Origin of the sequence: Vibrio sp. PID23_8, assembly GCF_003584965.1 — a bacterium.
GTDB lineage: Bacteria > Pseudomonadota > Gammaproteobacteria > Enterobacterales > Vibrionaceae > Vibrio.
Window position 1 is genome coordinate 543,500 of sequence record NZ_LIXE01000001.1, and the last position, 22,378, is coordinate 565,877.

At 45.2% G+C, this 22,378-nt stretch carries 24 protein-coding genes; 7 read left to right on the forward strand and 17 right to left on the reverse strand.

Features of this window, described 5'->3' with window-relative positions; genetic code table 11:
- Positions 1–51 precede the first annotated feature (51 nt).
- Positions 52–261 carry a YaeP family protein gene (locus AK966_RS02525; protein WP_099079691.1) on the forward strand — a complete coding sequence of 70 codons (210 nt, stop codon included), beginning with the start codon at positions 52–54 and terminating at the stop codon, positions 259–261.
- The gene (locus AK966_RS02530) at positions 258–449 is read left to right on the forward strand and encodes a DUF4250 domain-containing protein (protein WP_099079690.1); all 192 of its coding nucleotides are present in this window, start codon (positions 258–260) and stop codon (positions 447–449) included. The genes AK966_RS02525 and AK966_RS02530 overlap by 4 nt, the downstream gene beginning before the upstream one ends.
- Before the next feature lie 100 nt (positions 450–549).
- Here the strand turns inward: AK966_RS02530 and AK966_RS02535 are convergent, their stop codons facing one another.
- The 3 genes from AK966_RS02535 to AK966_RS02545 form a co-directional block, all read right to left on the reverse strand.
- Positions 550–1,914: a sodium-dependent transporter gene (locus AK966_RS02535; RefSeq protein WP_099079689.1), complete on the reverse strand. Its 1,365-nt coding sequence runs from the start codon at positions 1,912–1,914 to the stop codon at positions 550–552.
- A 233-nt stretch (positions 1,915–2,147) separates the two neighbouring features.
- On the reverse strand, positions 2,148–2,891 hold the full coding sequence (locus AK966_RS02540) for a YggN family protein (protein WP_099079806.1): 744 nt from the start codon (positions 2,889–2,891) through the stop codon (positions 2,148–2,150).
- 60 nt (positions 2,892–2,951) lie between these two features.
- Positions 2,952–3,431 (reverse strand): GreA/GreB family elongation factor, encoded by a 480-nt coding sequence (locus tag AK966_RS02545; RefSeq protein WP_172438133.1) that lies wholly within the window; start codon positions 3,429–3,431, stop codon positions 2,952–2,954.
- 76 nt (positions 3,432–3,507) lie between these two features.
- Here AK966_RS02545 and AK966_RS02550 point away from each other — a divergent pair, with 76 nt between their 5' ends.
- The gene (locus AK966_RS02550) at positions 3,508–5,433 is read left to right on the forward strand and encodes an ATP-dependent DNA helicase RecQ (protein ID WP_172438130.1); all 1,926 of its coding nucleotides are present in this window, start codon (positions 3,508–3,510) and stop codon (positions 5,431–5,433) included.
- Here the strand turns inward: AK966_RS02550 and dinB are convergent.
- The 10 genes from dinB to AK966_RS02600 all read right to left on the reverse strand — a co-directional run bounded on the left by dinB (position 5,430) and on the right by AK966_RS02600 (position 14,826).
- Positions 5,430–6,458: a DNA polymerase IV gene (gene dinB, locus AK966_RS02555; protein ID WP_259343733.1), complete on the reverse strand. Its 1,029-nt coding sequence runs from the start codon at positions 6,456–6,458 to the stop codon at positions 5,430–5,432. The two genes, AK966_RS02550 and dinB, sit on opposite strands and share 4 nt — an antisense overlap.
- A gap of 158 nt (positions 6,459–6,616) precedes the next feature.
- A complete protein-coding gene (gene nqrM / locus AK966_RS02560) occupies positions 6,617–6,850 on the reverse strand; it encodes a (Na+)-NQR maturation NqrM (protein ID WP_005436655.1) in 234 nt (77 codons plus the stop codon).
- A 22-nt stretch (positions 6,851–6,872) separates the two neighbouring features.
- Positions 6,873–7,877, reverse strand: a complete 1,005-nt coding sequence (locus tag AK966_RS02565) for an FAD:protein FMN transferase (protein WP_099080266.1) — start codon at positions 7,875–7,877, stop codon at positions 6,873–6,875.
- 322 nt (positions 7,878–8,199) lie between these two features.
- Positions 8,200–9,423, reverse strand: a complete 1,224-nt coding sequence (gene nqrF / locus AK966_RS02570; protein ID WP_099080265.1) for an NADH:ubiquinone reductase (Na(+)-transporting) subunit F — start codon at positions 9,421–9,423, stop codon at positions 8,200–8,202.
- A 33-nt stretch (positions 9,424–9,456) separates the two neighbouring features.
- Complete coding sequence (gene nqrE, locus AK966_RS02575; RefSeq protein WP_005427385.1) at positions 9,457–10,053, reverse strand: NADH:ubiquinone reductase (Na(+)-transporting) subunit E; 597 nt, start codon at positions 10,051–10,053, stop codon at positions 9,457–9,459.
- A 7-nt stretch (positions 10,054–10,060) separates the two neighbouring features.
- The gene (locus tag AK966_RS02580; RefSeq protein ID WP_099080264.1) at positions 10,061–10,693 is read right to left on the reverse strand and encodes an NADH:ubiquinone reductase (Na(+)-transporting) subunit D; all 633 of its coding nucleotides are present in this window, start codon (positions 10,691–10,693) and stop codon (positions 10,061–10,063) included.
- Complete coding sequence (locus AK966_RS02585; RefSeq protein WP_099080263.1) at positions 10,693–11,466, reverse strand: Na(+)-translocating NADH-quinone reductase subunit C; 774 nt, start codon at positions 11,464–11,466, stop codon at positions 10,693–10,695. The genes AK966_RS02580 and AK966_RS02585 overlap by 1 nt, the downstream gene beginning before the upstream one ends.
- On the reverse strand, positions 11,456–12,700 hold the full coding sequence (locus AK966_RS02590) for an NADH:ubiquinone reductase (Na(+)-transporting) subunit B (protein WP_099080262.1): 1,245 nt from the start codon (positions 12,698–12,700) through the stop codon (positions 11,456–11,458). The genes AK966_RS02585 and AK966_RS02590 overlap by 11 nt, the downstream gene beginning before the upstream one ends.
- Positions 12,701–12,705: 5 nt before the next feature.
- A complete protein-coding gene (locus AK966_RS02595; protein ID WP_119463473.1) occupies positions 12,706–14,046 on the reverse strand; it encodes a Na(+)-translocating NADH-quinone reductase subunit A in 1,341 nt (446 codons plus the stop codon).
- Positions 14,047–14,517: 471 nt separating this feature from the next.
- Complete coding sequence (locus AK966_RS02600; protein ID WP_099080260.1) at positions 14,518–14,826, reverse strand: BolA/IbaG family iron-sulfur metabolism protein; 309 nt, start codon at positions 14,824–14,826, stop codon at positions 14,518–14,520.
- Positions 14,827–15,031: 205 nt separating this feature from the next.
- On the opposite strand from AK966_RS02600, the gene AK966_RS02605 reads away from it, so the two are divergent.
- From AK966_RS02605 to AK966_RS02620, 4 genes are all read left to right on the forward strand, one after another.
- Positions 15,032–16,186 (forward strand): methyltransferase, encoded by a 1,155-nt coding sequence (locus AK966_RS02605; RefSeq protein ID WP_119463474.1) that lies wholly within the window; start codon positions 15,032–15,034, stop codon positions 16,184–16,186.
- A gap of 39 nt (positions 16,187–16,225) precedes the next feature.
- The gene (locus AK966_RS02610; protein WP_099080258.1) at positions 16,226–16,795 is read left to right on the forward strand and encodes a YajG family lipoprotein; all 570 of its coding nucleotides are present in this window, start codon (positions 16,226–16,228) and stop codon (positions 16,793–16,795) included.
- The gene (locus AK966_RS02615; RefSeq protein ID WP_099080257.1) at positions 16,795–17,340 is read left to right on the forward strand and encodes a peptidylprolyl isomerase; all 546 of its coding nucleotides are present in this window, start codon (positions 16,795–16,797) and stop codon (positions 17,338–17,340) included. Before AK966_RS02610 ends, AK966_RS02615 begins: the two co-directional genes overlap by 1 nt.
- Positions 17,341–17,410: 70 nt before the next feature.
- Positions 17,411–18,763, forward strand: a complete 1,353-nt coding sequence (locus AK966_RS02620) for an AmpG family muropeptide MFS transporter (protein WP_099080256.1) — start codon at positions 17,411–17,413, stop codon at positions 18,761–18,763.
- A gap of 62 nt (positions 18,764–18,825) precedes the next feature.
- Here AK966_RS02620 and AK966_RS02625 read toward each other — a convergent pair whose 3' ends face one another.
- From AK966_RS02625 to AK966_RS02640, 4 genes are read right to left on the reverse strand one after another with little or no spacing between them, the layout of a single operon-like run.
- On the reverse strand, positions 18,826–19,488 hold the full coding sequence (locus AK966_RS02625) for a ChrR family anti-sigma-E factor (protein ID WP_119463475.1): 663 nt from the start codon (positions 19,486–19,488) through the stop codon (positions 18,826–18,828).
- Positions 19,485–20,069 (reverse strand): RNA polymerase sigma factor, encoded by a 585-nt coding sequence (locus AK966_RS02630; RefSeq protein WP_099080254.1) that lies wholly within the window; start codon positions 20,067–20,069, stop codon positions 19,485–19,487. Before AK966_RS02630 ends, AK966_RS02625 begins: the two co-directional genes overlap by 4 nt.
- 45 nt (positions 20,070–20,114) lie before the next feature.
- Positions 20,115–21,476: a DUF4397 domain-containing protein gene (locus tag AK966_RS02635; RefSeq protein ID WP_099080253.1), complete on the reverse strand. Its 1,362-nt coding sequence runs from the start codon at positions 21,474–21,476 to the stop codon at positions 20,115–20,117.
- On the reverse strand, positions 21,473–22,069 hold the full coding sequence (locus AK966_RS02640) for an LON peptidase substrate-binding domain-containing protein (RefSeq protein WP_099080252.1): 597 nt from the start codon (positions 22,067–22,069) through the stop codon (positions 21,473–21,475). Before AK966_RS02640 ends, AK966_RS02635 begins: the two co-directional genes overlap by 4 nt.
- Between the last annotated feature and the right edge of the window lie 309 nt (positions 22,070–22,378).

A 22,378-nucleotide genomic window follows, 5' to 3' on the forward strand; every position in this document is an offset into this window, starting at 1 on the left:
AACGGCTATGTGTATATTTGAGAGCAGTTATCATTTATTAAGGATTTAGCCATGCAAGTATACGGCTGTTGTGATTTGGTTCGTGAGCTTTACGCTCAAATTGGTAGTGGCGATCAAGCTTACATCCCTCAAGCGATCTCATGTGCAGTAAGAGCACTGAACGACGTTGCGGCTGACGAGTCTCTACCTAAAGACGTTCGTGAAAAAGCGGCATTTGCTGCGGCAAACCTACTGATCTCTGATTTCGAGGATAAGCAATGAACTTGGCGAACTTTGAATCGATGGATCCAATAATGCTGATGAGCATCGTCAACATGAAGCTGCGTGACGACTTCGGTGGTGATCTCGATAAACTCGTGGCTTTTTTTGAGATTGACCGTGCCGCGCTTGAAGCAAAGCTGGCGTCTGCAGGTTTTGACTTTTTGCCTGACGCCGGACAGTTCCGTTAATCGTTAATCGTTAATCACGACGGACAACGTAAACAACGAATAGATAAAAGGGCTTGATGCATTCATCAAGCCCTTTTCATTTGTGCATTGTGTCAGCTCATTAACCGAATGAAGCCCAGATAACCGTCGCCACGAGAATCGGACAAACGAACTTCACATACGCAGGCCACAACTTACCAAACCAGCCTTGTGTAAACTCAGGGCAACCTTGCTCAAGTTCTTTAATTTTCGAGTGGCGGTTCCATACCCAGCCACCGAATAGACAGAACAACAACGCTGCCATTGGTTGTAGATATTGCGTCGCAAGCGTTGCGACCATGCCGAATAAGGCACCAAAGTTAAATACGATCACCACACTAAATAGCGCTATCAAACCACCTAACACCCAACTGGTTGTGCTGCGCTTAGTATTAAAACGCTCGCCAACTAACGCAACTGGACACTCCAACATAGAAATCGATGACGTCAACGCAGCAATGGTGAGCAATAAGAAAAAAGCAATTGAGAATAACTGTCCTAACAAACCAAGGCTATCAAACATCAACGGTAGTACCGTGAATACCAAGGTGTCTGAGCTCAGTAGCGAGCCATCTTCCGCGTAGATTTGCACACCTTTTTGCATCGCAACAAACATAGCAGGCATGACAACCAAACCTGCGATAAAGGCAACGGCGGTATCGACCATGGTTACGTTCATGGCCATCTTAGGTAAATTCTCTTTCTTGCTTAAGTAAGAGCCGTAGATCAGCATCGAACAGCCACCAATGGTCAGTGAGAAGAAGCCCTGTCCCATTGCTGCAAGGATAAGCTTGCGATCCCATACTTTATCAAAGTCCGGTACTAAGTAGTGCTTCAAACCTTCCATCGCGCCATTTTGTGTCATGATGTAGATGAACAGCAAACCAAACAGAACAAACAATGCAGGCATTAGGCGTGTCGACCACTTCTCAATACCTTGTTTTACGCCACCTTGTACAATCAAAATAGTTAATACATAAAAGGTAATCGTACCGAAAAGATTGCGTTCAACGCTGAAGCCCTTCAACCATTGTGTCGCCGCTTCCATGCCCATGATGTCGCTGATTGCACCGAGCATAAAACAGATCAACCAACCGCCAACGATAGAGTAAAACGCCAGTACAGCACTTGGCACACTCAAGCCAATCCAACCAACAATGCCACCTAACTTCTTGCCGACTGGGTTGTCCGTTAATGAACGCATGCTATCTACTGGGTTAGCTTGGCCATGGCGACCAATCGCCATCTCAACCACTAGCATAGGGAAAGCGACGATAAGAATCATCACTAAGTAAACCAGCAAAAAGGCACCACCGCCATTGCTTGCCGCTTGAGTAGGAAACCCCCAAATATTACCTAGGCCCACAGCCGCCCCTGCCGCCGCTAAAATGAACCCAAGACGAGAGCTAAAATGCTCACGGGATTGAGAAGAGGTTTGTTGTGTCATACTACTCACACGAAATATCAACGAACTAGTGAGCTAGTACACTATAGCAATGTCATCTATTAAACAAGAGCAATTAGGTTAATTACTCGGCAATCAAATTCATTCGCCATCATTCAATTGGTAAATTTCCGCATACATCCCACACCGACGAGGAATGCATTCGAAAATCGATATAATAAAGGCCGCTGAGAACACTCAACGGCCTGTATCTTGGCGTAACTAAAAAAACCAATTTAGATCGTAAACACTTGGTAGTCTCTTAGTGCCGGGATCTTCTTCAATAGTTCTTGTTCTTGATCAGCCATTTCATCCAGTGACTCACACAAGCCTTCCGCTTGCTGCTCAACCTCTTTTGAATGCTCAGCTAAACGCTGTTCTACTTTCGCAGCCAATTCCGTCATGCTTTCCGACAATGCTGTTAAATTTAAACCACCCTCTTCTTTCATCTTCGCTGAGAGTGCATCAAACGCGCTCGCGATGAACTCTTTGTTAAAAATCTCCTGGGCTTTTTCAAAGTCCGCGGTCCAAGATTCACTCATAGACTCGAAGCTCTCAGCAGGTAGAATAAAATCGCCATCTTTGTAGTAACGAGCCTCAACATCCGCAAAGAACGCTTTCACGGCAACTTTCACATTATCAAATGAATCCGGCGCGTCTAAGCTCACTGCGATATCATCAATGATGTCGTTTGCTAGCGCCAGACCGTCGCTTGCCAATTGCTTTGCTTGCGGAATATACGCATTCATCTTTTCACGATAATCTTCAATCGCGGCCTTTTGATCCGCATTGAGAGTGATCAATTCGCCTTTTATGAAAAGGTTATTATCTTCATCCACCACCGCTTTTTCACCGTTGGCGTGTAAAATTTCTAAGTTCTGACCATCCATCCGAACTTCATTATTGATGTCGACACGACATTGCGCTGCATAGCCAGTTGCGCTGACCATCAGCAATGAGAGTGTGAACAGTTTTTTCATTACTTTCTCTTTTGTCATGGTGATTTCTATAAACTATAACAGTGAATGATCGGTTGGATGTCAGTAGACCGTCACAACCTCATAACACTTCGTTTTATCGTGAATTTTAACTTCTATCTCTTCGCCATCTTCTTTGCCCATTAAAGCACGACCAAGCGGAGATTTGGAAGTAAGAACAAATACTTCCTTATCTTGCCACTCCACCGTTAACCCACCTGAACATGGGCCGATGAAAAATGATCTCTCAATATCATTCTCATCCTGCAGTTCAACGTATGCACCGACAGCAATCGGAGATTCAGTAAAGTCACGAATAACCAGTGCACGATATTGACGTAGCTCCTCTTCACTCTCTTGTACTCGCATTGCCTGCCCATGAGCAAGATAAGACGCTTCTAACGCTAAGGTGTCATATTTGTGCTCGGGCACCGTCTGTTCATCGGTGGCGGCATCGATAGCTCGTTGAGTCGATGCATGGGCAATGTGAAGTTTGTCTTCCAATTGCGTAATGATAATTTGGACTAGCTCTGCTTTGTTCATACTTTTAAGGCGCGCATTGAGCACTAAGGATATGGTAATGTGCTCTAGTTTATCATCAAAGAAAGGTTTCCCCATTATGCAAAGTGGCCCACTTCAGCAAACCCTTCAATCCGTGTTTGGCTTTGATTGCTTAAGAGCCGGTCAACAACCTGTCATTGAGGCCGTAATGAATGGTTACTCTGCAGCGGCAATCTTTCCTACAGGCTCGGGAAAGTCACTCTGTTATCAGCTTCCCGCAACGCAATTACCGAATCTTACCTTGGTGATCTCTCCCTTGCTTGCACTGATGAAAGATCAGCTCACCTTTTTACAAAGCAAAGGCATTGCTGCCGCCTCGATTGATAGCAGTCAAAGCCGAGAAGACGCCCAACAAGTTATGGCTGGCGTTAAGAACGGTCAGATAAAAATATTGATGATCTCGGTAGAAAGACTAAAGAATGAACGCTTTCGTGAATTCATCCGTCAAATCCCAATCTCTTTGATGGTGGTCGATGAAGCGCACTGTATATCAGAATGGGGGCATAACTTCCGACCAGATTATCTTAAACTGCCTCAATACCAGCGTGAACTGAATATCCCCCAATCATTACTACTGACTGCGACAGCTACGCCCCCGGTTATTGAGGACATGCAGCACAAGTTTAACATCGCCAGTGAACATATTACGGTAACCGGTTTCTACCGATCTAACCTCGACATTTCAGTCATGCCATGTGAAGAACCAGACAAATTGGCTCAACTCAATGACATCATTGCGGCTTCACCAAAGCTTCCAACCATTGTCTACGTAACACAACAACAAACTGCCGTACAGGTCGCAAAGGCACTGATCCACCTTGGCGTCAATGCGCACGCTTACCATGCGGGCTTAAAAAGTGATATCCGCGAACAAATTCAACAGCAATTCATGGATAGCCAAATAGATTGTATTGTGGCAACCATTGCCTTTGGCATGGGGGTAGACAAATCTGATATCCGCCGCGTGCTTCACTTCGACTTGCCGAAATCTATCGAAAACTACGCACAGGAAATTGGGCGTGCCGGACGAGATGGTCAGCGTTCGGAGTGTATTCTACTAGGCAATACTTCTGGCTTAACTGTACTCGAGAACTTTATTTACGGTGATACACCTGAGCCAAGTTCTATCGATTATGTACTGGAACAAATCCGCGAGAACACTCCGCAATGGGAAGTGATGGCACTGCGTTTATCTCGTGACAGTAATATTCGCCAGTTACCACTCAAGACCTTGCTCGTTTATCTTGAATTAGCCAACGTGATTAAAGCTAAGTACAGTTACTTTGCTGAATATCGATTCAAGTTTTTGCAAGATAAGCAGTTTATCCTCAACCAGTTCCAAGGTGAGCGTCGTCAGTTTGTCGAGGCAATTTTCACGTGTTCAACCAAAGCCAAAATTTGGTGCCAAGTGGACTTAGAAGCACTATGGATGAACTATCAATCAGAGCGTGCTCGTGTGGTCGCGGCGCTTGACTACTTCCACCAGAACGGTTGGATTGAATTAGAGAGCAAACAGCTAACAGATGTGTATTCGGTTCTTCCTGCCACTCAAAACCAAGAGGATCTCTCTCAGCATTTGGTTGAACTGTTCCAATCCAAAGAGCGCAAGGATATTGAGCGCATCCATACGATGCTGAATCTGTTCCAATCGTCCGATTGCTTAAGCCATCAACTGGCGCATTACTTTGCAGACCATAATGCTCCAACTCAATGCGGCCACTGTTCGGTTTGCCGTGGGAAAATCGCCACTTTCTCTCGCCCGCAACATGAACAACCAGAGTTCACTCATTTATCCGCTTGGGTTGATGAATTTGTTCAACTTTCACCAACTGTCGTTAGCAATGCTGCGGTGGCACGATTCCTATGTGGGATCAGCACGCCAATCATCACTCAGCTGAAAGCAAGTAAACTAAGAGGGTATGGCGCTCTGGCGAATGTCTCTTTCGAGCAAGTGTTAAAACAAGTTGAAGCGCTGCGAGCCTAAAAGAAGCTTAATTGACGCGCTTGCTGTTCGGGCTTGAGCATCACACTCAGGCCCAGTAAACGTATTTCTCTGCCATTTTGTCGTTTAAGGATATCTCTTAGAAGCTCTTTGAAGTCTTCTAACTCAAGCTGAGGGTGGATATGCTCAATCGTCGTAAGCTGAAAATCGGCAAACTTAAGTTTGATGCCCTGCTTGATGATAGATTTATCCGGACTGGCTTTCTCCAAACGTTTCTCTAGCTCAGGGTAAAGCTTATCTTCAATCACCTTCCAGCATTCATCATAAGTTGAAATATTCTGGCTAAAGGTACGCTCGACCCCCACCGACTTACGTTCTCGCTCAACCACAACTTCTCGATCATCAATACCGTGGCTGCGTTTCCACAGCGAAGCGCCCTGGCGGCCGAACTGGCGTAACAGTTCGCGGTAGTCGCTATTCTTAATGTCTTCGCAAAGATAAAAGCCAGCCTGGTGTAATTTCTCTAAACTGACCTTACCCACTCCCGGTATCTTTTCTAAAGGTAGTTTATCCACCACCTCTTGAACCTTATCAGGTGGAATAACAAACTGGCCATTCGGCTTATTCATATCAGACGCAACTTTGGCAAGAAACTTAATCGGCGCGATACCTGCAGAGGCAGTTAGGCCAAGTTCATTGTAGATATCATTACGAATCGATTCTGCAATTAAGGTCGCAGAGCCTCGACATACCGTCGCGTTGGTCACATCCAGATACGCCTCGTCGAGAGACAATGGCTCTATGGTCTGGGTATAACGCTCGAAAATAGCACGGATTTGTTGAGAGACTTGCTTATATACATGCATCCGCCCAGGAACAACGAGCAAATTAGGACAAAGTTGGAGTGCACGCGCCGTTGGCATCGCACTTCGAATGCCAAATTTTCGCGCTTCATAATTACAGGTACTAATTACTCCACGTTGCTTTTCATGACCACCCACAGCAAGTGGCACTCCCCGGAATTTCGGGTTGTCGCGCATTTCCACTGCGGCATAAAAACAATCCATATCAACGTGAATGATTTTTCTTACTCGTTCTTGCACGCTCAATACACAAAGCACTGTTTAAAAAAACAGTATAGCGGATAGTCATGGCGCTGAGAATAGTGTTGACGACAGATAAATAAAAACCCGGCAAAAACCGGGTTTCTTTAACTTAAATCACGTTATGCGATGCGATCTTTTTCCCAAGCAGCGAGCTTTTCAGCTCGTGCCGCTTCACGAGCTTCACGCTTCTTACGTGCATCACATGGTTCGGGACAGTTACATACTTTCTCGATACCAACCGCACCAAGACCGCCACAGCTGCCTTTTACCACCTTCTTTTGGAAGATGTAACCTACCGCCATCGCTGCAATTACCGCAACAAAGACAGCAAAAGTAATTAGAAATGTACTCATAAGGACATACTCACTTCTGTTGTTATTTCTTCATGAACGGCTTGTATGCTTCCGAAGCCAGCTCTTTAAAACCATCATCCGTTTTCACAATCATGAAAACCGGAATGTTATTTTCATTCGCGATAGCCATGCCTTTATCTTCACCTAGCACCATGATGCCAGTTGCAAGACCGTCAGCCGTCATCGACGATTTATCCAATACCGTTACAGACACCACTTTATGATGGATCGGTTTGCCTGTTTGCGGGTTAATAATATGAGAGTATCGCACACCATTGCTCTCAAAGTAATTACGATAGTCACCACTTGTTGCAATTGCCATATCACCCGGCTCAATAATGTCCTGAATTGAGCGTTCATCTACGGTTGGTTTTTCGATCGCAATGCGCCATGGCACGCCTTCACGGTTAATGCCTTTCAAACGCATTTCGCCACCGATTTCCACCATGTAATTATGAATACCTTCTGACTGTAGGTAATCAGCGACCACATCTACGCCCCAGCCTTTCGCGATAGTCGATAGATCGACATATAGGTTTGGAATGTCTTTTGATATTTTATTACCTTCAACCGAAAGGTGGTGAATGCCCGTATTTGCTTTTCGAGCCGCCAACTCTTCATCCGTTGGAACCTCTTCTGGACGCGCTTCTGGGCCAAACCCCCAAAGATTCACTAGAGGGCCAACCGTCACGTCCAATGCGCCTAGAGTAAGACCGTTTAAACGAATCGCTTCTTTCACTACCGTAGCGGTTTGTGGTGAGACTTCAAATTGCTCACTGGTTTGATGTTGGTTGAAACGGCTAAGCTCTGAATCTTCACGGTAAGTCGACATTTGATCGTTTACTTCTTCAAGTAGTCGATCGATTTCTGTCTGAAGCACTTCAGGCGATGGTAGGCTACCTTGCTCGATGTATTTGATATTGTAAGTGGTACCCATTGTTGGGCCACTTAAATGGATTTGATCTGCAGGCTGCTCACAGCCCGCCAAAACCAATAGAGAAGCGAATGCAACAAGCCACTTTTTCACTTGTTTACTCCTAGTGTTGTTAATACCAATTCCCCTAATCATCTGATTGGCTGTATTGGCATAAATTGATATGGAAAATGGGTTCTTTGCAACTAAACCGATTTCCTATATCAACTGTTGAATATTGTTTTTATTTCTACAAAAAATAATGGCTGACTAAAGGTAGTCAGCCATAACATATATAATTTCAAGTGGTTGGAGTTGTAGCTAGGCGGTAAATAAACCCAAGCCTATGAGCATAGTTCAACTATGTGATTAGGACGGCCGGCGAACCGGTGGGTTTATGAAACCAACAACGCTACAGCTTCAAATACGCTGAAATTTAACCACCGAAGTCATCTAGTAGGATGTTCTCATCCTCTACACCTAGATCTTTCAGCATGCCGATAACAGCCGCGTTCATCATAGGTGGACCACACATGTAGTATTCACAGTCTTCTGGCGCTTCATGATCACGTAGGTAGTTCTCGTAAAGAACGTTGTGAATGAAGCCAGTGTAACCATCCCAGTTATCTTCTGGAAGTGGATCAGACAGTGCGCAGTGCCATACGAAGTTGTCGTTCTCAGCAGCTAGGCCGTCGAAGTCTTCTACGTAGAACATTTCACGCTTAGAACGTGCACCGTACCAGAATGACATCTTACGCTTAGAGTGCAGACGTTTTAGCTGGTCGAAGATATGAGAACGCATTGGAGCCATACCTGCGCCACCACCAACGAATACCATTTCTGCGTCAGTGTCTTTTGCGAAGAACTCACCGAATGGACCAGAGATCGTACACTTGTCGCCTTCTTTTAGAGACCAAATGAACGATGACATGATGCCAGGTGGTACGTCTGGATTGTTCGGCGGCGGAGTCGCGATACGAACGTTCAACATGATGATGCCGTGCTCTTCTGGGTAGTTCGCCATTGAGTACGCACGAATCGTCTCTTCTGTTACTTTCGACTCGTAACGGAACAGGTTGAACTTATCCCAATCTTCACGATATTCCTCAGGAATGTCGTAATCTGCGTATTTCACGTGGTGAGCTGGCGCTTCGATCTGGATGTAACCACCAGCACGGAAAGGTACTGATTCGCCATCTGGAATTTGTAGCTTAAGCTCTTTGATGAATGTTGCTTTGTTATCGTTAGAGATAACCGTACATTCCCACTTCTTAACGCCGAAGATTTCTTCAGGAAGTTCGATGTCCATGTCAGTTTTCATTGCAACCTGACACGCTAGACGCTCACCTTCACGCGCTTCACCTTTCGTAATATGGTCAAGCTCGGTCGGTAGGATGTCGCCACCACCTGATTTAACTTTTACGCGACACTGGCCACATGAGCCACCGCCACCACAAGCAGAAGATACGAATACGCCAGCACCCGCTAACGCAGTTAGTAGCTTACCACCTGGCTGTGTAACGATCGCCAACTCAGGGTTATCGTTCACAGAAATTGTAATGTCACCTGTTGGTACAAGCTTAGACTTAGCGAAAAGAATCACTAGTACTAGCGCAAGTACGATCAGAGTAAACATCACTACACCAAGAATAATGTCCATTGACTATTCCTTAATTGTTGCGGTTTACCCGACTTACAGTTGAACACCAGAGAAAGACATAAAGCCTAACGCCATCAAACCTACAGTGATGAACGTGATACCTAGACCACGTAGACCAGGAGGTACGTCTGAGTACTTCATTTTCTCACGGATACCTGCAAGAGCGACGATGGCTAGCATCCAGCCCACACCTGAACCGAAACCATAAACAATAGATTCAGCAAAGTTGTAGTCACGTTGTACCATGAAAGATACACCACCGAAGATCGCACAGTTTACAGTGATCAGCGGTAGGAAGATGCCTAGCGCGTTGTACAAAGGTGGGAAGAAACGGTCAAGAACCATCTCTAAGATCTGTACAAGTGCTGCAATTACACCGATGAAGGTGATGAAGTTTAGGAAGCTAAGGTCTACGCCCTCAACTAACGCGTTCTCTTTCAGAACTAGGTTGTATACTAGGTTGTTCACAGGAACCGCGATAGTAAGTACTACCACTACTGCAACGCCTAGGCCGAAAGAGGTCTTAACTTTCTTAGATACGGCAAGGAAAGTACACATACCTAGGAAGAAAGACAGTGCCATGTTTTCGATGAAAATCGATTTAACTAGCAGACTGATGTAATGTTCCATGACGCCCTTACTCCTTCGCTTCTACTTGTTCTGGTTTCAGAATACGGATTACCCAGATCAGGAAGCCGATTAGGAAGAATGCAGATGGTGCTAGTAGCATCAGGCCGTTTGGTTGGTACCAACCACCATTGCTCACTAGCGGAAGCACTTCCATACCGAACAGTTTACCTGAGCCAAATAGCTCACGGAAGAAACCGACAGTGATAAGAACGAAACCGTAACCAAGACCGTTACCAATACCGTCGATTAGAGATGGAATTGGCGCAGACTTCATTGCGAATGCTTCAGCACGACCCATTACGATACAGTTCGTGATGATAAGACCTACGAATACCGATAGCTGCTTAGAGATATCGTATAGGTAGGCTTTTAGCACTTGGTCTACCACGATAACTAACGATGCGATGATCGCCATCTGAACGATGATACGTACGCTGTTAGGAATGTGGTTACGGATAAGAGATACACAGAAGTTAGACAGAGCCGTTACGAAAATAACCGCTAGAGTCATAACAAACGCTGTCTCTAGTTTTGTTGTTACTGCAAGCGCAGAACATACACCAAGAACCTGAAGCGCGATTGGGTTGTTATCCAATACTGGCGCTAGGATGCTCTTTTTAACATTTTGGGTACTGGACATTAGTTTAGACCTCCGTCACGCACTTTCTCTAGGAACGGTCCAAAACCGTTGTTGCCTAGCCAAAAGTCAAACGTGTGCTGTACACCTACTGCAGTAAGCGTTGCACCTGATAGACCATCTACTGCATGCTTAGAACCTTGTGGCGCACCACCCTTCACGATCTTGATCGCTGGTTTGTGGTTTTCGTCAAACAGCTCTTTGCCTACGAATTGTGCACGCCAAGTTGGGTTCTCAACTTCACCACCCAATCCCGGAGTTTCACCTTGTTCGTAGTAAGTAATACCGTTAACGGTGTTACCATCAGTTTGTACTGCCACGAACGCATACATCATTGACCATAGACCGTTACCGTGAACCGGCAGAATCACTTGGTCAACTTTGCCATCTTGCTTAACAAGGTAAACCGTACCCACGTTTGCACGACGGATGATTTTCGCTTTGTCTTGTTCAGCGGTTAGTTTGATAGATTGTGCAGGATCTTTTGCTGCCGAGCGCTGATCATAAGCACCAGCATTGCCTTCAACAAAGTTACCTGTTTTGAAATCCACCAAACGTGGCTCAATGTACTCACCGTACAGCTCTTTCACTTGTGCTGAATTTGACGCTTCAATGCCAGCGACTTCAAGGATTTTAGTTTGCTTATCTAGCACAGCATTTTCTTGCTGTTTGCTGCGTAAACCTACTGCGGCTGTTGATACGATGATTGAACAAACGAGGCTCAACCCGACAACAACACCCAGCGTCTTTTTAATGCTGTCGTTATTACTTGCCATAGCGTGCTAGTCTCCGCTTGATGTTCTTCTCAATCACTACATGGTCGAACAGAGGTGCAAATAGGTTCGCGAATAGAATCGCCAGCATCATACCTTCTGGGTACGCTGGGTTAACTACACGGATCATCACACACATTGCACCGATAAGGATGCCGTACCACCACTTACCGCCATTGGTAAATGAAGCGGATACTGGGTCTGTTGCCATGAAGAACATACCGAACGCAAAACCACCTAGAACTAGGTGCCAGTGCCATGGCATGTTGAACATTGGGTTGGTGTCAGAACCGATCACGTTAAATAGTGTCGCTACTGCAATCATACCGATCATTACACCCGCAATGATGCGCCATGAAGCGATTCGCATGTAAACGATCATCGCTGCGCCAATCATTAGTGCTAGCGTCGATACTTCACCGATTGAGCCTGGGATGTTACCAATGAAAGCATCCATCCAAGTCACAGGAGCGCCAGTGATGTTGTTGATCAACGCGCCGCTACCGCCGTTAGCCCATTGGCTAAGCGCCGTTGCACCAGAGAAGCCGTCAGCTGCAGTCCAAACGACGTCACCCGAGATTTGAGCAGGGTAAGCGAAAAATAGGAACGCACGGCCTGCAAGTGCAGGGTTAAGGAAGTTACGACCTGTACCACCGAAAATCTCTTTAGCAACAACAACACCAAAGGTAATACCTAGTGCCGCTTGCCACAAAGGTAGCGTTGGTGGAACGATAAGTGCGAACAGAATAGAAGTAACAAAGAAACCTTCGTTAACTTCGTGCTTACGCACCATACAAAACAGCACTTCCCAGAAACCACCAACGATAAATACCGTTGCGTAGATAGGTAGGAAGTAAGTCGCACCTAGTAGCATTTTACTGCCAACCCCTGCATCAGCGCCAAGAGTGCCGCCAAGCATTTCGGTTAGCCAGTAGTGCCAGTTACCACCGATGATTGTCGCTAGTTGTTCACCAGCGTACATGTGGTTTAGAGCTGCGATAGCTTGGCCACCCGCGTTGTACATACCCCAAAACATTGCTGGGAATACCGCGAACCAAACCATGATCATGATACGTTTTAGGTCAACGCTATCACGAACGTGTGAGCTTTTTTTAGTCACTAGACCAGGCGTGTAGAAAACAGTTGCTGCAGCTTCGTACAGAGCAAACCACTTTTCGTGTTTGCCGCCCGGTTCAAAATGATGCTCGATGTCTTCAAGAAACTTTTTAAGAGCCATGAAAATTACCCTTCCTTCTCGATCGTATCTAGGCATTCACGAAGTAACAAACCGTACTCGTACTTACCAGGACATACAAAGGTACACAATGCTAGATCTTCTTCATCCAGTTCAAGCGCACCTAGTGCTTGAGCACTGTCTGTATCGCCAGCACATAGATCACGAAGTAGCAGAGTAGGCTCCATGTCTAGAGGCATTACGCGTTCGTAGTTGCCGATTGGAACCATTGAACGATCACTACCGTTAGTCGACGTCGTCATGTTGAACAACTGACCTTTAAATAAGTGACCAAGGAAGGATTTCGTTACAGAGAACTTGTTTTTACCAGGCATTGCCCAGCCAAATAGCTCTTTGTCACGGCCTTCGCGTAATACAGAAACCTGTTGATGGTAACGGCCAAGGTACGCGTGTGGACCAACAGCTTGTGTACCTGAAAGTACAGAACCAGAGATCACACGAACTTCGCCAGGCATCAATTCATTATCTGTTAAGTCATCTAGGCTAGCGCCGACTACAGTGCGAACTAGACGAGGGTTATTCACTACTGGGCCAGCTAAAGACACTACACGATCCGTGTATAGCTCACCTGTTAGGAATAACTTACCGAACGCGATAACGTCTTGGTAGTTGATGCTCCAAGCCACGTTTTGTGCATTTACTGGGTATAGGAAATGCATGTGGGTGCCAGCAAGACCTGCTGGGTGAGGGCCATCGAAGACATGTTCTTCTACGTTAGACTGAGAAGAGCGTGGCAAACTCGTGCCAGATTTACAAACGTAAACCTTGTCTTTTGTCAGAGCTGAAAGAATGTCTAGACCTGCAACGAATGCTTCTTTTTGTTCATTGATGATCAACTCAGGCTGAGCCGCAAGTGGATTAGTATCCATTGCAGTTACGAAGATAGCCTTAGTAGAAGACTCAATTGCTGGAACCTTGCTGAACGGACGAGTACGTAAAGCGGTCCAAAGGCCAGATTCAATTAGTTGAGTCTTGATCACTTCACGATCTAAACCGACTAGTTGAGCTGCTTCAAACTTGTCGAATGTCACCTGCTCTTCACCTGCCACTTCAATCACTACAGATTGAAGAACACGCTTCGCGCCACGGTTCACTTCGATCACTTTACCAGCTGCTGGAGCAGTGAACTTCACGCCAGGGTTCTTTTTGTCTTCAAAAAGAACTTGCGCTTTTTTCACTTCATCACCAACGCGGACATGCATGGTAGGACGCATGCCAACGTACTCTTCGCCAAGCAAGGCGACTTTTTTGATGGTCTTACCATCATTAATCACCTGGGATGGAGTTCCTGCGATAGGAAGATCCAAGCCCTTCTTTATTGTAATCATACGCACTTGCACTACTTTTATCGGGAAAAAGATTCTTTTGATTGCGTAACTTTTAGACACGACATCAGTGTCCGGTTCTGATGCTGTTTAAAGCACCAAAATCGCAACATCCTATTAAAAATCTCATCACTGTTTTTGGGATGGATTTATCAGGTGCAGTAGTTTAGCATTTTTTAGGAACTTGATGCCATGACCAATCACAGCAATAGTGGTTTTATTTCGTACGAAATAACGCTAAAAGGCTAAATATTAGTCATAAGTTTGAACCATCGCACAAACGCCAACTCACTTTTATTGGGTGTATTAATAATGCATTCACGCTTTGAAATAAGCATTAACTTCCATTCATTTGTTGAAATACTGTTAATACTCGTTTACTCACAGAGCGTCTATCTCCCCCTTCAAAAATGGGCAAAATATAAAAAAGATGGCCAAAGCCATCTTTTAAAAAATCAGCATGTTATGTTTAGTTTATCGACCACCACCCAAGCACATAGGGCTGTCAGGTGCACCGTCTTGCTCGAACTTCCATTCTTCTGGTGTATAAGTGTGGATGGCAAGCGCGTGAATGTGGTTATCTAACTCATCTGCAAGCACCAAATGCACTTGACGGTGACGGCCGATAAGACGCTGCCCGGCAAATGCACCACTTACCACAATCACCTTAAAATGACTCTCCGAACCAGGGGGAACATTGTGCATATAGCTTTCATTAATCACTTTTAGGTAGTCAGGTTGCAAGTTAATATGCAATTTTTTTTCTATGATTTCTTGGATCATATTCAGCCCTCATTGATGCCAACTTGACAAGTATATACTTTCGCTTCGTAAATTAAATGCTCCGCCTCGCATTCTCGGTCCCTTTTTCGCATTAGAGTTTGTAAAATGCGCGGTGAAAAACTGCAAATTTGACAGCTTTTTGTATCTTGGCCCGCCATCATTTGCGACAATAATCTCTAGTTTCCAACTTAATCTATGTTTACCTATGAAAACCGAATTGAATCTTCACGATCGAAGCCTGACGCTTCATCGTTTCCCAAAGCGATCCAATGAAACACTTCAAGCTTGGGATGCGGGTGATGAATACCTCATCAATCACGTGGAAGACCTAGCATTGCCTGACCATCAAAACATCGTTGTTATTAACGATAACTTCGGTGCATTGGCTTGCTGGTTTTCTAAGAAGCATAACGTCACGTTGATGAGTGACTCTTTTATTTCTCATAAAGGCGTTCAGCAAAACTTAGAGCAGAATCATTGTAATAAGGTCGCGTTTCTCACCACGATGGATGATATCCCTGCCAATGCCGACATGGTTTTGATCCAACTACCAAAGAGTAATCGCCACCTTATTTGGTTATTGAGCCAACTACGCAAAGCGCTACCTGCTGCTTGCCCGATTATTGCCGTCAACAAAGCAAAAGAAATCCACACGTCGACCCTCAAGCTGTTTGAGAAATACTTGGGCGAAACAAAAACATCTCTTGCTTGGAAAAAACATCGCTTAGTGTTTTCTCGCGCGAATGTAGAGCCCGCTATTGAAGTCGATCCAATGACGATTTGGGATGTGGAAGGCGAAGACATTCAACTGAAAAATTGGCCCAACGTGTATTCAGGTGAAAGCTTAGATTTGGGCGCTCGCTTTATGCTACAGCATATCCCACAAGATCCAGCCCTTAAGCATATTGTCGACCTAGGCTGCGGTAACGGTGTACTCTCCGTGAAAGCGGGTCAATTGAATCCCCAAACGCGCCTTACCTGTGTCGATGAAAGTTTTATGGCTGTCGAGTCAGCGAAACAAAATTTAATTGATAATTTAGGTGAAGGAAGAGATTACCAATGTATCGCAAATAACTGCTTGGACGGCTTTAAACCTGGTAGTAGCGACCTGATCATGTGTAATCCACCGTTTCACCAACAGCAGGCCATTACAGACCATATCGCTTGGCAAATGTTCTGTGATGCAAAACGAATCTTAAACAAAGGTGGCAAGCTGCTGGTCATCGGCAATCGCCATCTCGGTTATGACGCCAAACTAAAGCGTCTTTTTGGCGACAGTAATGTAAAATTGGTCGCCTCTAACAATAAGTTTGTCATTTTACAGGCAACAAAAGATCCTGCTAAATTAGGCGCAAACTAGGGTCTGAATTCAGAAAAAATGGTTAAAAGGAATAATATAATGAAAAAACTGGTACTCGCGGCTTCGGTTGCTTTGCTGGCCGCATGTTCAGCACCTCAACAACCACAACTTAATCTAATGCCGGAGACGACCCTAAGCACTAACCCTATCGTTCAGGGCAAAACATACAGTCTAACCAGTAAAGATCTTCGCGCTGCACAGTATGTCGCATTGGTCGATAACGGACGTTCGAACATTCTTCCTCTTCATGCCAAGCAAAGCCTGCGTATCTCACTGGAAGGGGCGCTCGAACAGCAATTATCTTCTCAGGGGTTTCACTCTGATCTAAATAGCAACAACGCGATTGAATTAGAAATACAAGAAGTATTAGTCAATGTGAAGCACTCTGTTATGGAAAACGAAATGGATGCCAAGGCAGTGCTTGAGATCACCGCTGAAACACCTCAAGGTAAGCTCGTAAAAACCTTTACAGGCACAGCGAAACGTTCTGGCACACTAAGCGCGTCTGACGCAGATATAGAACAAGCGCTTAATGATGTTATCGCACTTACCCTAAAAGAAATGGCCAATGATGCAGAGTTGCGTCAATACATGCAGGAGCGATTCTAATGTTGCGTAAAGCTATTCTTTCTCTTGCCTTGCTTAGCTGCAGTGTTTTTGCTGGTCCAAAAGTTGCGTTTGAAACAACGTTAGGTAACTTCACCGTTGAATTGAATCAAGAAAAAGCACCAATCACAGTCGCGAACTTTCTTAAATATGTGGAAGACGGCAGCTATGAAGGCACTATTTTTCATCGCGTGATCCCGGGTTTTATGGCTCAGGGGGGAGGGTTCAACCAAGACATGCAAATGGTAAAAACGTACGCGCCAATTAAAAACGAAGGAAACAACGGTTTAAACAACGACCGTGCAACCATTGCTATGGCTCGAACCAATCTTCCTGACTCTGCGACGCGCCAGTTTTTTATTAACCTAACTGATAATGACTTCTTAAACTACGGCTCTCGTCCACCAGGCTATGCGGTATTTGGAGAAGTGACCGAAGGTTTCGATGTGATTCAAAAAATGGCGAAACAGCCAACCAAATCCGTCGGTCGAATGCAAGATGTCCCTGAGACGCAAATTGTCATAACCAAGGCCACTCTCATTAAGTAGCAAGCCAATAAGCCCTTTGAATAGTCGAAGGGCTTTCTCTTTTCGTCGCTCGATATTAACGGATCCATTTATGTCTTCACTGCCTTCCATTACTTGGCTGGAAACAGTAAAAAGTTACCTCGACAAACGCCTCATGTGGGTCTTCATGCTCGGTTGTTCGAGTGGTTTCCCTTGGGTACTTATTGGTTCAAACATGTCTGGCTGGCTCAAAGACGCCGGTTTGACGCTGTCTGCTATCGGTTATTTCGGTAGTGTGTTTGCCGTATACGCAATCAACTTTATGTGGGCTCCACTGGTCGATCGCGTCAAATTACCCGTGCTACATCGATTATTGGGACAACGCCGTAGTTGGATTCTCCTTTGCCAGTCTATCATCTTAGTCGCGACGCTTTATATTGCAGAAGTAAACCCGGCAGAAAATTTGATTTTCACCTCTATGCTCGCACTCTGTATTGCAACCGCTTCTGCTACCCAAGATATTGCTATCGATGCTTTCCGTATTGATACGTTTCCCAAATCAGAATCATCCAAGTTACCACAAGCTTCGGCGATGGCGGTGATCGGCTGGTGGACAGGATACTCACTTCCGGGTTACCTCGCTTTCATCAATGCAGACAGCGTGGGCTGGAATGGCGTTTATTATGGTATGGCTATCATTGTGGTGTTATTGATGATATTCACGTTGTTAGTTGGTGAACCGCAAACTCAGCGTGAACAACTGCAACATCAAGCCGAACAACGTCATAAAGAAGTGGTTGGTTCTAAGTTGGTTGCTTGGTTTACCGTGACCGTTGTAGAACCGTTCCTTGATTTCTTTAACCGAAACGGAGTGCGTGTTGCTATTACTTTGCTGCTCTTCGTTTTCTTGTTTAAGATTGGTGAAGCGTTCTTAGGTAGAATGTCGATCGCGTTCTATAAAGATATTGGCTTTAGCAACGAGCAAATCGGTTACTACTCCAAATTAATTGGCTGGGGTGCAACCATGCTGTTTACGTTTGTTGGCAGTATGTTCAATGTGAAGTTTGGTATCGTCCGCGGCCTGATGATTGGTGGTATTGCCATGGCAGCCAGCAACCTGATGTTCGCATGGATTGCGAAAGTCGGCCCGAGTGAGCATTTGTACTTAGCGACCATCATCGTTGATAACTTTACAACCGCCTTCTCAACGGTTGCTTTCGTGTCTTTCTTAACAATATTGACAGGACAGGCATTTTCCGCGACACAATACGCTTTGCTCGCCTCTTTAGGTAATTTTGGGCGAACAACACTCGCTTCTTTTAGTGGGGAATTGGTCGACTACCTAGACAATTGGACGGCTTTCTTTATCCTTACCGCAGTCATGGTAATTCCAAGCTTAATCATGCTTTATTCGTTAAGACACTACTTTACAGATTTGCTAGAGAAAGCGAAGCAACGACACTAACCACGTGAGATTAATTAAAAAAACCACCGAAAAACGGTGGTTTTTACTTTGAATTCGTGATGTTAAGGGTACATGCCGTTACCAAATAGATTAAAGATTCGGGCGACACCTTGAGTGAAAATCATCGGTTCTGTCAGCACCGTCAAACACAAACAGTCTTCCCCGGTTTTGGTAAATGGACTGTGCTTATTCGATGCATCTCTTACCAGCAGATCGCCTTGCTCATAGTGGCCATCTTCATCACTGAATCCACCATGTAAAACTAAAGTTGACTCCAACCCCTTATGGGTATGCTGTGGAATCCTTACATCTTCACTGATGTACATCAGGTTTACTCTTGCGTCTTCCCCAAAATCGATTTGAGCACTAAAGACCTTACCGCCATAACTCTTCCAATCTCCGACTAAGTCAGTGTACCGACTCAACGTTTTTGGAAGCTGAAAAGTTTTACCCGCAACGCTTACCGAAGCGACATCTCTGATAATAATATCATCACAGGTTGGCTTTGAATTAATAATGTCACGAAACATGAGGTCAAAAGTAGGGTCATAGTCAGCCGGAATATCATTGGCGACATCACAGGCTTGGGCCGCTTCCATTTGATTGACACATGCACGGCAATAGGAACATGTTTCCAAATGGGTTGCGACCACTAAACCAGAAACCGCATCGATACTTCCTGAAGCATAGGCCTCTAACAAGTTGTTATCTGGGTGTTTGTTCATAGTTGCTCCGTATGCATCGAATGCCTTAATTTTTCTACCGCCAATCTTAAGCGCGATTTAACGGTGCCAAGAGGAATATCGAAAAGCTCCGCAACTTGTTGATGGGGCATTTCCTCTAAATACACTGCCCGCAGAACATCTCTCTGATTTTTGGGCAGTATGTCTAAAAACTTAACCACCTGCTCTTTGAGCATGTCCTGCTCCGGCGAATAATGGTCAACCAAATCAGGGGGGTAGTATTCCGATGGCCAGATGTCATCAGAATGAATATGCAGATCTTTGCCTTTCTGTTTTCTCAGTAAGTCAAAGCACTGATTTCGAATAATCGTGTAGATCCAGGTTGATAACGCGCTTTTCGACCCGTCATATAAATGGGCTTTTTGCCACACCGTCGCCATGGCCTCTTGCACCATCTCCATCGCCACTTGATCGTTACCAACATGCTTATAAGCGAACTGCTTCAGTTTCGGTGCATAGAAACGAAATACAAAGGCAAACGCGTCGGTGTCTCTCGCTTTTACCCTGTCCATGTATGCGTTCCACTCGCTTCGCCCTAGTTTCTGAGAGTTATCACTCATCATAATCAACCTTAATAGTCGGGAGGAGTCGCCTCCTCCCTCTTCATCCTAATTCGTGATGTCATTAACCAAAAGGTTAAAGCCACCATTATCGTCAATGGCAATAGCTTGATATACCATACCATTTTCTAGCGTAGGTAAAGGTGCTGGACCTATAACAGGCGTTTTGTCACCAGGTGCGGTAACCGTCACATAATAATCGCCCGCTGCTACATAAATATTTTGAACACTATCTTTATACGCAAAATTGGCTATCGCTGGATCAATGCTCGAAATATCCTGTGACTGCGTGAGGTAAACATCAACAGTTGCAGCGGCTGGGTTTGCAGCCGCATGTGTCACATTCAGGACGGCACTCGTTGCAATCGATCTTCTGTTGTCTTCAACGACTAGCGCTTCAATATCAGACACTAAGCCAATCGCATATACGCTATATGAGTTGCCTGGAGCAAAGGCTAAATCTGCGCTAATAATTGGGGTTGCTATACCTTGCGCATCAACCTGAACTTGGTAAGAGTCTGAAGCCAATGTTTGATAAGTTGAGATGGTTTTAAAGGCTACGTCTGAAAGCACTGTTGTACCATCTAGAGACACATCAACGTTCGGGGCGCCATTAACTAGGTGTCCGACCCGAACGTCTGATTCTGCGGACGGGAAATCACGCATAGAGTCATTAGACACATTTTGAACTATAGTCGAACCCTCGCCATCGAGAACAAGCAATTTTACGGGTGACTCAGATACCGAGCCGCCTTTATTTATCGCAGCGACGGTTAAATTGCTGTTTGGCGCTAGAGTCAATGGGCCTGAATCAAAGACCGGCGTGTTCGCCGCATCAGAAGAATCGGTCAAACGAATCTGGTATTCGCCATCTGGGATATTGAGAACGTTAGTAAATTGGGTATAGGCAAGGGTCGCGACAGGGTTCTCATTGGTAAGGTCTGCATCAGGAGTCGTAACAAATACATTGACTTGGGTAACACCAGTCGCGGCGTGGACAACTTGCACATCCAGACTCTGGTTATTGGCCATCGAATCTTCTGAACGTGTCACAATAAGAGGTTCTACCGACCCATCAGCCGCACTACCGACAACAAATGCGGTGTAAAGAATATCATCATCAAGGTAGAGCGGCGCGTTGATGACTTCCGCCGTTTGGCCACCAGGCAACTGAACGTCGACAGCAACATCATACGTCCCTTCTTCAAGTCGTACATAACCAGATCCAGAGCCATAATCAAGGTCTGACAACGCCTCATTGCCGTTAAGCAGAACATTGGCACGAGGCGCATCCGGGGACGCATGAACAGCCTGCAAATACGTGTAGTCTTTGCTGTCGCTGTCAGAACCACAAGCACTGATACCGAGCACAGCGACAACGGTCACTGCTAGTTTTGAAAATCCATTCATATCTTAGTCTCTTTTTTGGGAGGGGCTTCAATGGCATCATTAAGAAATTGCAGTGCAGGTAAACAATCCTCTGCTCCTACCAACTTTTCAAACAACGTACTATCGAGAGGTAACAGCTCTAACCAACGTTGAGCAACCCATGATGGATCATCATAGAAACGGTGTTGATAGAGATTTCCGAGTTGGGGAAACTGTTTATAAACATGATTCAACTGTTGACTCAAATAAACAAACGCCGGGGCGGGCTCTGGCGCTTGCCAGTTGCCCATCCACTCAACTTCCGCATGGCGAAGGCCATCTGAGTCCGCTCTAACGCGTTTAACGATGAATCGTTTCTCACCAACAACAGTAATACCAAGAAGCCCATCACTGAGTGTTTCAAAATCAACGATGGTGACCAAAGTTCCGATCGATGAAACATTCCCAACCGCCTTGGCGTCGGTTCCATTGCCCACAAGACAGACCCCAAACCCTACGTTTTGGAGGCAGCATTCTTTCACCATGCGTTTGTATCTTGGTTCAAAAATACGCAGATTCATCTTGCCTTCAGGTAATACGACGGAGGTCAGTGGGAATAACATGACTTCTTTCATTCAAGCGTCCTCTTTGATTCATAAAGTGTTACGAAGAGGACACAAATAGGATCACTAACGATTTTTGTTGGTTAATCGACTGGCTTAAAAATTCATAAAACCGCTTGCGCAAACGATCCAAATCACACAAACACTGCAAATCGATGCAACAAATAAAAAGTTCCATGGCATTGACCAATTACGTGACGATCATCACTAAAAATATTTACTTTTGCACCGTTTATCACTTTCATTTGAGATTTTTATCGCTATTATTCCCGCCAATTGGAAAGCGCAGCGAAGATTGCGTGTTCTGAATCATTACAAACA